Genomic DNA, 15,378 nt, shown 5'->3' with positions numbered 1-15,378 from the left:
TCATCCTTCCTCTATTGTACCCATCTATTTTCACTCACAAACCTGATGACCATTGGTATACACATGGCATTCTATAGGGGAAGAATATTCTGTTGTATCGTTGGGTAGTGGCGGGGGCGTGTTTGTGGTGTTTTTTTGAGAGGCCGTGAAAGGGGTACGTATGGGATTTTTTGCTTTCTTTTTATAGAAGTGTCTGTTTCCTTTTGTCATCGCTAGCTCTTTTAAGGGGCTGGCAGGAAAAGGGGAGCTTGGGAGGGAAGTAAAAAGAAAGCCCCCTACTTCTGACGAAGGGTACCGACAAACCAGATAAAACTAAGCCATGCTCCACCGATGAACCATCCGCCCATTACATCTGTCAGGTAATGGGCGCCTAAGTAGACCCTGCTCCAACCGATGAGGATGATTATGGCAACGGCTAGACTGGTCATGGATATACACAGTATCCGTTTTTTCGCAAATAGAGAAAGCAGGAGAACTATCATCCCATAAATAAATAGAGCGTATAGGGCATGGCCACTTGGAAAAGCAGCCCCATGAAAAGAGGTGTATGTTTCCATAGGTGGACGATCCCTGTCAATAGCCCCCTTGAGGTAGACACTGATTAGCCGTGTGGAAGCTGAACCGGCAAGAATACAGAAACTAAGCCAATGATTTTCTTTTTGGATTGCCCATAAGGATAGAATGAAACCAAAGGTTAGACAAATATTATAACTCCCCAACTGAGTAAAAGCGCTCGACATCTTTGTAAGGGAGCTTTCAGAGGCGGCTGTGAGCGTATTCATCCCCCATTGGTCAAGAACATGGACAAAGGATTGTGTGGATTGCACGGACCAGGCTAGGAATAGGAAAAGCAGGAGGTTTATCAGGAAAAATGGGAGAATAGGCTGCCTTTTCATAGGAACCTCCTTTAGGGTTTTCTTTTATTATTTCGAGTGGAGGGCCTTCTATTCTAAAGGACGGAAGGGAGAAGGAAGAATGAGAAATGAACAGGAAATGATGGACTTACTATTATCTGTCGCCAATAAGGATGAGCGAATTCGCGCTGTTTATATGAATGGATCGAAGACAAATCCCCATGTAACCAAAGATATTTTCCAGGATTATGATATGGTCTATGTTGTCACTGAAACGGATTCCTTTTTAAAAGACACCCGTTGGTTGGGTGTCTTCGGGGAGAGACTAATGCTGCAGGAACCCGATAAAAATGACCAAGGTACTCGATTGGAGGATCCTGATTTTTATGGATATTTAATGTTATTCGCGGATGGGAATCGTATCGACTTACATATAGAAAAGAGAGCTCACATGCAAGAAAATTACGGAGTAGATAAGCTCACGAAACCTTTGATGGATAAGGACGGCTGTCTGCCGCCGCTTCCTGTCCCGACGGATGAGGATTATCACGTACAAAAACCGTCTGATGGGACCTACAAAGCATGCTGCAACAACTTTTGGTGGTGTCAACAGAATGTAGCGAAAAGCCTTTGGCGGGATGAAGTCCCCTATGCTTTGTTTATGATGGAACGTGTAATACGCCGAGACTTGAATCAAATGGTGGATTGGTGGATCGGTACGAAGACAGACTTTAGTGTGTCGACTGGGAAAGCAGGGAACTATTTCAAACATTATCTTCCTGCGGAGTATTGGTCGCTGTATAAAAGCACATATGCAAGCGCCTCACCTGAGCAGGTATGGGAGGCATTGTTCACAGCTGGTGATTTATTCAGGGAATTGGCACGGGCGGTTGCTAGGGAATTTTCTTATGTTTATCGAATCGAGGATGATCAAAACATGAGGGTCTATCTGAAGCAGGTGAGACAATTGCCGCCTAACGCAGAGGAGATCTTTTAACAGATTTAGGGCGGTTTCTTATCCTATCGTTAATGATCTCTGTTCGTAGATCATTAACGATAGCTTCACGCTTTTCTTCGACTTCTATTTTTGTATTTCACCCATACATCTCCTTAAAAACACCTTATATATGTATCGTCCCTGCGATAAAAAAAGCATAAGCGCCTTACGCCCCCTCGGGAATCTACCGAGCGTTCATCGTTACAGAGCGGAATGACGCGTGAAAACTTGAGGGGGAGGCGCTGGCTTTTTTATTTATGTATAGGGGACGATGAGGGCTCGTGCTTGATGTCAGGAAGTAAGGTTTTCAGTTCAAAAAAATCATCGATGACATAATCAGCTTCTGCAAGTTCTTCCTCCTGGGCGAAATCAAAGCGACAGCCAATGGAAATGAAATGATTTTTATTTGCGGCGTTGATATCCGAACGACGGTCACCGATCACAGCTCCATGGTGAAAGGTGTATTTTTCCTTAACGGTTTGCACTAAATCCGCTTTATCGAAGGAGTCGATTTGTTGAATGCTGAACGTTTCTGTAACCCAGCGGTCCAGTTGATAATGATCGACGATCGCTTGTAAATATTCTGTCAGGCCATTACTTGCAATGTAAATAGAATAACCCTCTTGTTTTAAATATTCGAAGACATCCTGCACACCTGGATAAAGAGCCCCTTTCCCTATCTTAATATTCGCGACTAGTTTTCCTAGGAAATAATTGTCCGCCTCTTTTCTCCAGTTGGGGGGATGGTCAGGCAGTAGTGTTTCCCACACGGTAGGCAAAGGAACCCCCATAATCTCGCGATAGGTTTGAAGGGGTGTTTCTCCTTTCCATTGTCCTTGAGTCCTTAGGTGCTCAAAGGTGTCTTCTAAAGAAATCTCCAGGATCCGCTCGGTTTGAAATAACGTTCCATCCATATCAAAAATGAGTGATTGTGACATATGCTTCTCTCCCTTTACCTGTTTGTGTCTATCGTAGCATATTTTGTAAAAATATCTGACGAATGAATAGAACTACGGCTCAGTCCCCAGAGAGTATGGGGAAAATAAATTCCAATATAGAAAAATGAATGGATATATTGCAAGCGATTACAAGTTGTGTTAAGTTATGTGTAACCGGTTACACAAGGCGGGAGTGAAAGCATGGTAACGATTAAGGATGTCGCCCAGGAAGCAGGGGTTTCCGTAGCTACTGTTTCAAGGGTTTTGAATAATAATGGCTATGTGGGAGCCGATACGAGAAAAAAAGTAATGAAATCTATTGCTGAATTGAATTATAGTCCGAATGAAGTGGCGCGGTCACTTTATAAGCGAGAGTCCCGCATCATCGGACTGCTCCTTCCTGATATTACGAACCCATTCTTCCCTCAGCTGGCAAGAGGGGTGGAGGATGAGCTCAGTCGGTCGGGATTCCGTCTGTTGCTCGGGAATAGTGATGAGAACGTGGAAAAAGAGTTGGATTACATTCAAACATTTGTACAGAACAATGTGATGGGTATTATCACAGCTACCAATCATGTGGATTATGATATCTATGAGGCATTGAACCTTCCGCTGGTTCTATTGGACCGTACTTCTGAGGAGTACCCTGCCGTCTATGCGGATGGACGAAAAGGGGGGAGACTTGCGGCGCAAACGCTGATTGACAAAGGCGCTGAACGGATTACGTTAGTCAAAGGACCAGCCCATGTCAAACCGGCTCAGGAACGTTTTCAAGGAGCCATTGGAGCTTTAAGTGAAGCAGATGTCGATTTTTCAGTACTTTCAACCACTTCTTATTCATTTGAAGAAGCACAAGGTTGGGCAGAGGAGCTGTTCGATAAATATGTGGATACAGACGGTGTTATCGCGAGTAATGATATCGTGGGCATTGCCATCATTCATGAAGCATTAAAGCGTGGCAAAAAGATCCCGGATGAATTACAAATCATCGGCTATGATGATATTCCACAAAGCCGATTGTCTTACCCGACTTTATCGACAATCCGCCAACCTGCTTATGAAATGGGGCGGGAAGCGGCTCAACTCCTGCTTAAAACGATCAAAAAAGAATCAGGAGTCGAACGGACAGTTCAACTGCCTGTTGAATTAGTAGAAAGAAAGACGACCCGAAAGGAATGAGTGGATTGAGGAAACCGAAGATAGCCGTTATAGGCAGTTCATCTATGGATTTAGTTGTAACATCAAAAAAACGCCCGCAGGCTGGGGAAACGGTTCTTGGGGAAATGTTTGAAACGGTTCCCGGCGGCAAAGGGGCCAATCAGGCTGTAGCTGCGGCTAAGCTGGGAGCAGACGTGTATATGATTGGCTGCGTGGGGGATGACCCCTATGGTGAGCAAATCTTGGATAATTTTAAACGAAAAGGTGTTCATACCGATTATGTGGAACCGGTTACACATCAAAAGAGTGGGACCGCGCACATTATTCTGGCGGAGGAGGATAACAGTATTGTGGTCGTGAAAGGGGCGAATGATTTCGTCACCCCTGCGTATGTGAAAAAAACTCAGTCCCTTCTGGCTGAATGCGATCTTGTTATGATTCAACAGGAAGTACCTGAAGAGACAGTAGAGGAAGCAGCCGCCATCTGTAAGCAGTTAGGGGTTCCACTCCTCTTGAATCCTGCCCCTGCGAGAAAAGTATCTGGCACGATTGTTGATCAGGTGGCTTATTTGACACCAAACCAACACGAAGCCGCGCTATTATTTCCAGGTGTGGATCCTAAAGAAGCTTTAAAGAAATATCCAAACAAATTGTTCATCACAGAGGGAGCGGCAGGTGTACGTTATTTTGACGGAGCAAAAGAGGTTCTAGTGCCGTCCTTTCCGGTAAAAGCCGTAGATACGACGGGAGCAGGGGATACATTCAATGCAGCTTTTGGAACAGCAATGGCGGAAGGTCATGGAATGAAGGAGAGTCTTCGGTTCGCCAACCGTGCTGCTTCTCTATCTGTGACAGGTTTTGGGGCTCAGGGCGGGATGCCGACAAGACAGGAAGTAGAAGAGGAGATGAGGAAATGAAACGACATGGGATGTTGAACAGTTCTATAACGAAAGTCCTTGCCGATCTCGGCCACACCGATACGATAGTAGTGGCTGATGCAGGCTTGCCGGTCCCTGGACATGTGCATAAAATCGATCTTTCTTTGAGAGAAGGAGTGCCTTCATTCTTGGATGTTGTTCATGTTCTTCGAGAAGAAATGGCTGTGGAAAACGTGACGGCAGCCGAGGAAATACACCAAAACGAACAGGTCCATCAGGGTTTACAGACCCTTTTTAATAAAGTGGAATATCTGCCGCATGAATCATTAAAAGCAGAGGTGAAACATGCCAGAGCCGTCATTCGGACAGGAGAAATCACGCCGTATGCGAACTGTATCCTTCATGCGGGCGTAACTTTTTAAAGCGAGGTGAATAGAAATGCAGATCCGTATGACCAATATTCATAAAGCCTTCGGCAAGAACAAGGTTCTTGAAGGTGTTGACATAGAGATTAAAGATGGAGAAGTCCATGCCCTGATGGGGGAAAACGGAGCAGGGAAATCTACATTGATGAATATTCTGACAGGCCTTCACAAAAAGGATAAAGGATTCGTACAGATCGATGGTCAGGAAACAACGTTTGATAACCCTAAACATGCGGAAGAATTCGGCGTTGCTTTTATCCATCAGGAATTGAATATATGGCCGGAGATGACCGTCCTGGAAAACTTATTTATTAATAAGGAACCGGTTACACATTTCGGGATTATTCAAACAAATAAAATGAAAGCGATTGCGAATGAGCAATTTGAAAAGCTGTCGATTTCCATTCCGTTATCCAAAGAGGCCGGACAATGTTCGGTAGGGGAACAGCAGATGATTGAAATTGCCAAAGCTTTAATGACAGATGCGAAAGTCATTATCATGGACGAGCCTACCGCTGCCCTGACCGAGCGTGAAATTGAAAAATTATTTGCTGTTATACGTTCATTGAAACAAGAAGGCGTCTCGATTGTTTACATTTCTCATCGAATGGAAGAAATTTTCGCGATATGCGATACGATTACTGTCATGCGTGATGGAAGGACGGTAGATACGATGCCGATTCCTGAGACCAGCTTTGATGAGGTGGTTCGTAAAATGGTCGGTCGTGAACTGACGGATAGGTTTCCCAACCGTGACGCAAAGCCAGGAGCGTCGATGCTTCAAGTGAAGAACCTTACACGTAAGGGTGTGTTCGAGAATGTCAGCTTTGAAGTCCGAGAAGGTGAGATTGTCGGCGTTTCCGGTTTGATGGGGGCAGGCCGAACGGAAATCATGCGCACCCTTTTCGGTCTTGATGGAAGCTATGAAGGCGAGATCATGATCAATGGGGAGAACGTTACGGTGAAAAACCCCAGTCAGGCCGTGAAGTTAGGACTTGGTTTTATCACCGAAGATCGGAAAGAAGAAGGGTTAGTGCTTGATTTTCCTATCAAAGATAACATCGCTCTTCCTAGCTTACACAGCTTTACGAACAAAGGATGGATCGGGGAAAAACGCGAGCATGAATTTGTCGATCTTTTGATTAAACGGCTGACGATTAAAACGGAATCCGCATTGACAGAAGCTAAGAATCTATCAGGAGGAAATCAGCAGAAGGTCGTTATCGCCAAATGGATTGGGATCGGTCCAAAAGTTCTCATTCTTGATGAACCGACACGAGGGGTCGATGTTGGAGCAAAGCGGGAAATTTATCAACTGATGAACGAATTGACCGATCGTGGGGTGGCCATCATCATGGTTTCTTCTGAACTTCCGGAAATATTGGGGATGAGTGACCGCGTACTTGTTGTCCACGAAGGAACCATTGCGGGAGAACTCAGCAAAGAAGAAGCCGATCAAGAAAAAATTATGACACTGGCAACAGGAGGTCAAGTCAATGATTAATGCAATCAAAAGTACAACTCAAATAGGAAATCTCATGCAGAAGTTAGGACCGTTCGTTGGATTGCTTGTTCTGATGGCAACCGTTTCGATTATTAATCCAAGTTTTCTCGAACCTTTGAACTTATTAAATCTATTAAGACAGGTAGCTATTAATGCTCTCATCGCCTATGGTATGACCTTCGTTATTCTAACCGGTGGAATTGATTTATCTGTCGGATCGATTCTTGCTCTCTCCAGTGCTCTTATGGCTGGGATGATGGTTTCAGGTATCGACCCGATTTTGGCCATTTTAATCGGCTGTTTGCTCGGGGCTGTTATGGGTATGGTGAACGGACTCTTAATTACAAAAGGAAAAATGGCTCCTTTCATTGCAACACTAGCAACGATGACGATGTTCCGTGGACTTACGCTCGTGTACACAGATGGAAACCCGATCACTGGTCTTGGCGACAGTTACGCCTTCCAACTTTTTGGAAGAGGGTATTTCTTAGGGATTCCGGTCCCGGCTGTTACGATGTTACTCGCTTTCGCTGTGCTTTGGGTTATTTTGCATAAGACTCCATTTGGACGAAAAACGTATGCGATCGGTGGAAATGAAAAAGCCGCGCTTATTTCCGGAATTAAAGTCTCCCGTATTAAAGTGATGGTGTATTCTCTTGCAGGACTTTTATCTGCACTTGCAGGTGCCATTTTAACTTCACGTTTAAATTCCGCCCAACCGACAGCTGGAACGTCCTACGAACTGGATGCGATTGCGGCTGTAGTCCTTGGCGGGACAAGTCTCTCCGGTGGACGTGGTTTGATCATCGGAACATTAATCGGAGCTTTAATTATCGGCACGTTGAACAATGGATTGAATTTACTTGGTGTTTCATCCTTCTTCCAAATGGTCGTCAAGGGTGTCGTCATTATCATCGCTGTTCTTATTGATCGGAAGAAAGCAGCTTAGGAGGGAAATCATGAGGAAACTATTCGTCTTACTAATGAGTGTATCGCTGGTATTCCTTGGCGCCTGTTCCTTGCAGCCGCCGGAATGGGCCAAGCCTTCTGGGGATAAAAGCCCGGATGATATTAAACTAGGATTGTCGGTATCGACATTGAATAATCCGTTCTTCGTTTCGATTAAAGAAGGGGTGGAGAAAGAAGCTGAGGCTCAGGGTATGGAAGTGATCGTGGTTGATGCACAGAATGATGCAGCGAAACAAATCAACGATGTCGAAGACTTGATTCAGCAGGGGGTGGATGCCCTGTTAATTAACCCGACAGACTCTTCCGCGATTTCAACGGCTGTACAATCCGCCAACAGCCTTGGCATTCCTGTTGTCACTTTAGACCGCTCGGCTGACAAAGGAGAAGTAGCCACACTTGTCAGCTCTGATAATGAAAAAGGTGGCGAAATGGCCGGGCAGTATCTTGTTGATCAGCTTGGTGAAGGAGCGAAAGTGGCAGAATTGGAAGGTGTACCAGGAGCCTCTGCGACCCGTGAGCGCGGTGCCGGGTTCCATAACATTGCCGATGAACAGCTTGATGTCATTGCCAAACAAACAGCGAATTTTGATCGGACGGAAGGCTTGAATACCATGGAGAACATTCTGCAGGGGAACCCTGATGTTGAAGCTGTGTTTGCCCATAATGATGAAATGGCGCTGGGGGCCTATCAGGCCATTCAAAGTTCAGGTAAGGATATTCTTGTCATTGGTTTTGATGGCAATGAAGACGCCCTCAACAGTATAAAAGAAGGAAATCTCTCCGCAACAGTCGCTCAGCAGCCAGAAAAAATCGGAGAGCTCGCTGTTCAGGCAGGAGCGGATGTGCTCCAGGGAGAGGAAGTTCAAGATTCCATTCCAGTGCCGCTGAAGATGATGACAGAGGATACTAGTGAATAAATAGACAGAAAGAGACTCCATAGGATGGGTCTCTTTTTTGTTGTATCATTCAGGCAAGGGAGACGGAGAGACGAAGGATCAATCCGGGAGAGGTGTCTAAGGCTTCCGTTCGTTATGAAAAAACGTGGAAAAAGGGACGGTGTCTGTTTTATGATGGAAATGGTAGGAATTTTTTCAACCTTTTTAAAGGAGAACAGATTCTCGATAACAACTAATCGGTTTCCGTTGGATTATGGGATAGGGAAGAGGCGGAAGCATGGGATTGCGTTTATTTAAAAAACGAAAGGATGGTTAAGGGTGGAACTGACACATACACGGCTGCTTGTCGACAATTACAAAGAATGCTATTCCTTTTACAAGGATGTCCTTGGGTTTAAAGTGACGTGGGGGAATGAGGATTCCAATTACTGTGATTTTACATTTCAAGGGATCACGTTGGGGATTTTCGAGCGAAGGCAGATGGTCGAGGCGATCGGGAGACCCTATACAACCGCGGAAAGACGGGAGGACAGGGTTGCTCTGATTTTCAAAGTAGATAATGTAGAGCATGCTTACGAAGGTTGGAAAGAAAAAGTGACCTTTATTACGGAGCCTGTGGAGCAAAAGGACTGGGGAATTAAAGTGGCTCATTTCAGAGATCCTGACGGCAACCTTCTAGAAATCTATCAACCGATCATGTGAGGATTTATGGAAGGAGAGAGAACGATGGATTTCCATACGGAACGCTTATATTTTCGGAGGTATGTAGAGGGGGATTTCCCATTTCTTTATTCTTTATTAACGGATCCTGAAACCGTTCGATATATTGGTGACGGAAAGCCGAAAGACAGGAAAGGAGCAAAAGATTTTTTGGATTGGATTTACCGGACTTACCGAGCTGGTGAAAAACTTGGGCTGATGGTGCTGGTTCGTAAATCCGACGGGGAAAGAATCGGTCATGCTGGATGGGTGCCGCAAATCATTGAAAGGGAAGAGGTAATCGAAGTTGGTTATTGGCTTTCCCCTGCTTTCATAGGACAGGGGTATGCTTCAGAAGCTGCTGCTTTCCTTTTACAACAGGGAAAAAAACATTTGAATGACAAACGATTGGTTGCACTCATCCAGCCTGGAAACACAGCTTCACAAAAGGTTGCAAAGAAAGTCGGGATGAGATGGAATAAAGAAATCATGCTCGATGGAAGAACCGTAGATCTATATTCAACCGAGTGATTTTTAGAAAGGATGGGGAGCCTTTGTGAACATTCATGGAATTAACCATTTATTATTCTCTGTGTCCGATTTAGAAACGTCGATTCGATTTTATCAGGATATTTTCGGTGCTGAGTTAGTTGTGAAGGGGAGGACGACTGCTTATTTTGACTGGAATGGTTTGTGGCTGGCTTTAAACGAGGAAAAAGATATTCCGAGAAATGAAATTTCCGCCTCCTATACCCATATGGCTTTCACCGTGGACGAGCGCGATTTCGATGAGGTCTATCAGAAGCTGACAGATCATCATGTCAACATTCTCCCGGGGCGAAAAAGAGATAAAAGGGATAAACCATCGGTGTATTTTACGGATCCGGATGGTCATAAGTTTGAATTTCACACGGGTACGCTTCAGGAGCGGTTGGACTATTATAAGGAAGCCAAACCTCATATGGAATTCTTTCGATAAAAAAGGTGGACGCTCTCACATGTACAGGGGGTACACAGGCTACCCAGGACTTTCAGTAAACAAGGGATGTTTCCACTCTGCATTTATTTGCGGGGAGTGGGGCATGCCTTTTTTTCAGGAGTGGAGCGGGGATTCGATATAGATGAGAAAACGGGTATTGACCATGAGCTTGGAATGATGTTGGTGTGAACTTTTTTAATCAAACATGGGAATAGGGGTATATGTCGTGATGGGCGGAATATAAAGATACAAAGGGGGGCCCGTCAAATGAAAAAAATCCTGCTATTTTGTGATCCTGGAATTGATGATTCGCTCGCGATTATGTATATTATGCTGGCCCAGAATGTCGATCTTGTAGGCATTGTCACAGGTTATGGGAATGTGACGAAAGACCAGGCGACCGCGAATGCTGCTTATTTGCTTCAGTTAGCAGGCAGGAGTGATATTCCCATTATTCCAGGTGCCACCTCTCCCGTTCACCAGGAGGAAGTAACGTTTTACCCTGAAATCCATGGAAAGGAAGGAATTGGTCCCATACAGCCACCTGGAAATATTCAGTATCAGATGTATCCTTTTGATACGATTCGGCTCCTTATGGAAAGGTACAGAGGGGAGCTCATTATCGTGGATACAGGCCGTTCGACAAGCTTGGCGACTGCTTTTATCCTATTTTCAGATCAAATTAAATGGGTTCATTCTTTTTACGTCATGGGTGGGGCATTTTTTATTCCAGGGAACGTCACCCCATTGGCGGAAGCCAATTTTTATGGAGATCCTACATCCTCCAATTATGTGCTTCAGTTTGCCCATAATTTAACCATTACTCCATTAAATGTTACACAATTTGCTATCATCACTCCAGATCTCGTAGATCAAATCTCGATGAACACAAAAAATACCTACGCGTTTATGATGAAACCCGTCTTTGAGTATTATTATAATTTTTATAAAGAGAAGTTTCCTGGTATTCCGGGCGCACCGATCCATGATCTCCTGCCCATTATCCTTTTGGAAAGTCCTAATATCGTGGATTACATATATTATGATGCCAATGTTATTGAGGGGGTAGAAGCCAAAGGACAATCCTATATTGATATTCGCCCAACAAGCAAAACCGGAAAGACAAGAATTGCCATGAAACTTCATTATGAAGCCTTCATTCACGAATTTCGTAAAGTGATGATACCCGAATGAAGGGAAGTGCCTCCTCGCCTGCACGGAACTGCCGGCGGGGGCACTTGTTATGAGGAAAAGGTGTTTTAACGTTTCACCAAAGGTATGGGTTCTGCGGGGTGATCTGCCAAGGACCTCTTATTGTCTGCCAGCGCCCTTGACCTCCGCCTTGCCCACTACCTTGACCCTGCCCTGGGAAAGGGAATTGGGGCATCATGCCGCCTTGGCCATTCCCTTGACCCTGCCCCGGGAAAGGGAGTTGGGGCATCATGCCGCCTTGGCCATTCCCTTGACCCTGCCCAGGAAAAGGGAATTGAGGCATACCGCCGCCTTGGCCATTCCCTTGGCCTTGCCCAGGAAAAGGGAATTGGGGCATACCGCCGCCTGGCATTCCATTTTGCCCGCCGTTTTGGCCAGGTATGGGAATTTCCGGAAGTTGGGGCATCGTCCCGTTTCCTCCCTCTCCATTCTGTTGCCCACCATTCTGCTGGTTTCCATTCCCTCCTCCTTGGTTATTGCCTTGCTGGGTTCCATTACCCATCTGCCCTTGCCCGCCTGGAAGGTTTTGTAATGGGTAGCAGATGATATCCATTTCTTCATCCTCTTCCGTTGTAACTGTTCCTTCCATGCCACCTTCCATTTGTGGCCCCTGCTCCTTAGGAAAGCAGACCATTGGGCTCTGTTGACGAAACTGCGGATGAAAATGATACATAAAAAATTCGCCTCCCTTAAATTGTCTCTTCATTCTATTCAGCTCGGTGTGTTTCGCGTACATTTACCCAGAAGTTGAGTCATTCGCCTAGGGAGTATGTGTAAATGTTCGAAAGGAGATTTTTTCTAATACGCTGTGTTTATTGTCTATTAACTAATGTCTAGGTAGTTAGATATTGGTTTTGTTATAAAATTATTATTTTTGAATGGCTCCAAAAAGCCAAGGATTGAACAAATTCACATGGAATGATAGAACATAAGAAACAAAAAGGATAAATGTTTAAAGGGGGGTTTGGGTGCCTGGAATGGGGGGAATCATGAGTAAAGTTCCTTTTATACATCTTGAAGTTCTTTCCATGTGAGAGGAATTAATGAACAAATGAGCGCGGGAGGGAAAAGAAAGCAACAGAAGAATCATACGTTCATATATTTGAGGAGGATATAGATGCAACAACTGGATACAGATGTTTTAATTGTCGGTGCTGGACCTACGGGGTTAATGATGGCAAATCAATTGAATAAGTATGGGGTTCGTTACCAAATCATCGATGAAAATGACCATCCATCCATATATTCTAAGGCTTTAGTTATTCACGCTCGTACAATGGAGATGCTGGAGTTACTAGGCCTGGCAAACAAAATGGTGAATAAAAGTTTTATTACTCATCACTTGAATTTTTATTATAATGATGAACCATTGTTCACCATGGATGTTTCTCGGTTACGCATGAATACGGATTATCCTTTTATAAGTATTTTGCCTCAAAGTAAAACAGAAAAGATGTTGGAAAATAATCTTCCCGCTAATACTGTGCAGCGAAGTACAAAACTGAGTCGTATCCAACAGGATGAAGATTTCGTTCGCGCCACTGTGATCAAAGATGGGGAACCCTATACGATAACTGCAAGATACGTCATCGGCTGTGATGGGGCTCACAGTACGACTAGAGAACTGGCTCAAATGCCATTTGAGGGAGAATCCGAGAATATCACTGTCATGCTTGGAGACGTGAAAACCAATGACCCAGAGTTAAATCATAAATTATCCCTACTATCAACAGAACATGGGTTGCTTTTCTTGGCCCCTTTCCAGAATGGATACATAAGAGTCATCGTCATTGACTTTGACAAACAAGGGGATCAGTTTCCTAAGGAGGTAACACTCGAAGAGATTCAGTCGTCTGTAACCAAGATATATCCATCATCCTTACAGTTAAAAGAGGCTTTTTGGCTGTCCAGTTTTACACCTTCCCATCGACAGGTTCCCTCTTATAGGGATAAGCGGGTATTTTTTGCAGGAGATGCAGCTCACATTCATAATCCACTGGGGGGGCAGGGTATGAATGTAGGGATGCAGGATGCGGTGAATTTATCTTGGAAATTAGCTTATGTTTTAAACTATCCTATATCTTCGCGACTACTTGATACCTATCAGGAAGAGAGAAAACCGATAGCCCAGGGCGTCATTCATATGACGGATCGATTAATCCGGGCCATGAGTGTGCAAAATAAATATGCGATAAAGGCCCGAAATAAAGCTTTGCAATTTTTCTTTAACCGCCCTGCGATACAGAAAAAAATAGCCGCCCGCTTATCACAAATAGCTGTTGATTATACATTCCCTTCGTTTTCGAAACCAAGGGTGAAAATGGCCCTCCCCCAAAAGGGAAAAGCAGGAGAAAGAGTTCCCAATATTGATCTTTATACGTTACAAGAAGAGAAGAGAGATTTGTACCGCTTATTAAGGCCAGGGGAATGTTTATTTCTTGTGTATACGGATGAAGCGAGTTTACCGGAACTGGAGAGACAAGTGCTCAAAGCTCTTCGCGTCTTTGAGCAAAAGGCAGGAGCTTGGTTAACGCCTGTTTTTATTATTCAAAAAAATGGTGGGCGAGGGAAGAATGAGTATAAAGAGTCCCTTTTTCTTGATATGAAAGGGGATGCAAAAGACAGATTAGGTTTGTCTAAAGGGGATGTCATGATTATTCGGCCTGATGCCTATTCTTTAGTCCGCACGTCAATGAACCAAGCGAGGGGGTTAAAAGAAGCTTTGGTCACCTATTTTGGATGAGCTTCGAAACATAGAAAACTTGAAATCTATAAGTGCAAATAATAGGTACCTTGTTGTAAAATATAGTACGATATGTTTACTGAGTTAAAATAGGAAAGAAGACATATCTTCAATGTGAAACCTTTTTATCTAAATGGGAAAGGGTGAGAGAATGGAACAAACATATGAGTATTCCAATCAATTAAAAGGTTTCTTTGAGAAAAATAATCAAAATTTTGAGCAGATCCTTTTGTCTGAGGCTGTGAATGTCAAAGACAAGATTCATGAAATCCTAACCGTGGGGAACATCGATCTGGTGAACAATGCTCATACCCTGGTTTATTATATTATTGATGGAGAAGATGAAGCGTTGAGGAAATTCGCCAAACAAGAGGGAATTGCCTGGGCGACTCATTCCATTGATCTTTCATTCAAATTAGAATGGTTCCAGGCTATCCGCAGGTCCCTGTGGAGACTCATTGAGAAATTCTATGAGATGAATGAAAATAAGAAAATTCGTGATTTTTTTCAATTGGAAAGCGCGATTAATGACCGGGTGGATGAATTTCTGAATTCATTCTTCATCACCTATTCTACCTACAAAGACTCATTGCTCTCGGCTCAGCAGGAGCTGGTCAAAAATCTGTCTGTCCCCATCATCCCGATCGGTTCCTCGATCTGTATTCTCCCGCTTATAGGTGCGATGGATAACAATCGGATAGAAATTCTAAAAGACAAAGTGTTAACAAAGGTCTCCGATTTGAGCATAGAAACACTAATCATGGATTTATCTGGTATCGCTACGATGGATAAAGAAAGTACGATTGAGTTAACGAAGGTGATTGACGGTATATCAATGATGGGATGCAAAACGGTAATCACGGGATTAAGGAAAGAAACTGTAAGAGAGGTTACGAATCTCGGAATCCAATTCAATCAACAGACGGAAACGCTTGCTACTTTGCAGCAAGCGTTAAGTGAATATTTTTTCCCCCATTTCAATCAATAAAACAAGTACCCGCCCTCGTGACAAATCTTCTCATGGTCTGTCTGCCGATTCATAAGAGCTAACCTGTTATCGCGGTGAATGGCGAACGTTCTTAAAGAATAAGGGAGAGGAAGCTTTCATAGCTGCCTCTCCTTTTGT

16 protein-coding genes are annotated in these 15,378 nt (G+C 44.1%); 13 read left to right on the top strand and 3 right to left on the bottom strand.

From position 1 onward, the window contains the following. Positions 1–275: 275 nt before the first annotated feature. Positions 276–896 carry a phosphatase PAP2 family protein gene (locus BLW54_RS15035; protein WP_074735560.1) on the bottom strand — a complete coding sequence of 207 codons (621 nt, stop codon included), beginning with the start codon at positions 894–896 and terminating at the stop codon, positions 276–278. Between the two features lie 79 nt (positions 897–975). On the opposite strand from BLW54_RS15035, the gene BLW54_RS15030 reads away from it, so the two are divergent. Continuing rightward, entirely contained in the window at positions 976–1,851 is an 876-nt protein-coding gene (locus BLW54_RS15030) for an aminoglycoside 6-adenylyltransferase (protein ID WP_074735557.1), read from the top strand. Between the two features lie 251 nt (positions 1,852–2,102). On the opposite strand, the gene BLW54_RS15025 is transcribed toward BLW54_RS15030, so the two are convergent. Next, positions 2,103–2,789, bottom strand: coding sequence for an HAD family hydrolase (locus BLW54_RS15025; protein ID WP_035510493.1), 687 nt, complete (start codon positions 2,787–2,789; stop codon positions 2,103–2,105). Between the two features lie 201 nt (positions 2,790–2,990). Here BLW54_RS15025 and BLW54_RS15020 point away from each other — a divergent pair, with 201 nt between their 5' ends. From BLW54_RS15020 to BLW54_RS14970, 10 genes are all read left to right on the top strand, one after another. Continuing rightward, positions 2,991–3,968, top strand: coding sequence for a LacI family DNA-binding transcriptional regulator (locus tag BLW54_RS15020; RefSeq protein ID WP_074735555.1), 978 nt, complete (start codon positions 2,991–2,993; stop codon positions 3,966–3,968). Beyond that, a complete protein-coding gene (gene rbsK, locus BLW54_RS15015; RefSeq protein WP_074735553.1) occupies positions 3,965–4,864 on the top strand; it encodes a ribokinase in 900 nt (299 codons plus the stop codon). Before BLW54_RS15020 ends, rbsK begins: the two co-directional genes overlap by 4 nt. Then, positions 4,861–5,247: a D-ribose pyranase gene (rbsD, locus tag BLW54_RS15010; protein WP_035510498.1), complete on the top strand. Its 387-nt coding sequence runs from the start codon at positions 4,861–4,863 to the stop codon at positions 5,245–5,247. The genes rbsK and rbsD overlap by 4 nt, the downstream gene beginning before the upstream one ends. Positions 5,248–5,263: 16 nt before the next feature. Then, entirely contained in the window at positions 5,264–6,754 is a 1,491-nt protein-coding gene (locus BLW54_RS15005) for a sugar ABC transporter ATP-binding protein (protein ID WP_074735551.1), read from the top strand. Next, positions 6,747–7,703 (top strand): ribose ABC transporter permease RbsC, encoded by a 957-nt coding sequence (gene rbsC / locus BLW54_RS15000; RefSeq protein WP_051744199.1) that lies wholly within the window; start codon positions 6,747–6,749, stop codon positions 7,701–7,703. Before BLW54_RS15005 ends, rbsC begins: the two co-directional genes overlap by 8 nt. Positions 7,704–7,713: 10 nt before the next feature. Next, the gene (rbsB, locus tag BLW54_RS14995) at positions 7,714–8,640 is read left to right on the top strand and encodes a ribose ABC transporter substrate-binding protein RbsB (protein WP_074735543.1); all 927 of its coding nucleotides are present in this window, start codon (positions 7,714–7,716) and stop codon (positions 8,638–8,640) included. Between the two features lie 297 nt (positions 8,641–8,937). Next, positions 8,938–9,321 (top strand): VOC family protein, encoded by a 384-nt coding sequence (locus BLW54_RS14985; protein WP_074735540.1) that lies wholly within the window; start codon positions 8,938–8,940, stop codon positions 9,319–9,321. Between the two features lie 24 nt (positions 9,322–9,345). Continuing rightward, the gene (locus BLW54_RS14980; protein ID WP_035510506.1) at positions 9,346–9,849 is read left to right on the top strand and encodes a GNAT family N-acetyltransferase; all 504 of its coding nucleotides are present in this window, start codon (positions 9,346–9,348) and stop codon (positions 9,847–9,849) included. Positions 9,850–9,874: 25 nt separating this feature from the next. Further along, positions 9,875–10,297 (top strand): metallothiol transferase FosB, encoded by a 423-nt coding sequence (gene fosB, locus BLW54_RS14975; protein ID WP_035510507.1) that lies wholly within the window; start codon positions 9,875–9,877, stop codon positions 10,295–10,297. A gap of 267 nt (positions 10,298–10,564) precedes the next feature. Beyond that, positions 10,565–11,491, top strand: a complete 927-nt coding sequence (locus BLW54_RS14970) for a nucleoside hydrolase (RefSeq protein WP_074735538.1) — start codon at positions 10,565–10,567, stop codon at positions 11,489–11,491. 73 nt (positions 11,492–11,564) lie between these two features. Here BLW54_RS14970 and BLW54_RS14965 read toward each other — a convergent pair whose 3' ends face one another. Next, on the bottom strand, positions 11,565–12,182 hold the full coding sequence (locus BLW54_RS14965) for a hypothetical protein (RefSeq protein ID WP_074735535.1): 618 nt from the start codon (positions 12,180–12,182) through the stop codon (positions 11,565–11,567). Between the two features lie 444 nt (positions 12,183–12,626). On the opposite strand from BLW54_RS14965, the gene BLW54_RS14960 reads away from it, so the two are divergent. Together BLW54_RS14960 and BLW54_RS14955 are read left to right on the top strand one after the other, a co-directional pair. After that, positions 12,627–14,252 (top strand): FAD-dependent monooxygenase, encoded by a 1,626-nt coding sequence (locus BLW54_RS14960; protein ID WP_074735532.1) that lies wholly within the window; start codon positions 12,627–12,629, stop codon positions 14,250–14,252. Positions 14,253–14,403: 151 nt separating this feature from the next. Continuing rightward, positions 14,404–15,240 (top strand): STAS domain-containing protein, encoded by an 837-nt coding sequence (locus BLW54_RS14955; RefSeq protein ID WP_074735529.1) that lies wholly within the window; start codon positions 14,404–14,406, stop codon positions 15,238–15,240. Positions 15,241–15,378 lie beyond the last annotated feature (138 nt).

This window comes from Halobacillus karajensis (genome assembly GCF_900108515.1).
Lineage (GTDB): Bacteria > Bacillota > Bacilli > Bacillales > Halobacillaceae > Halobacillus > Halobacillus karajensis.
Note: the sequence above shows the minus strand (reverse complement) of the source record. Positions and strands in the feature narration are given on the sequence as shown.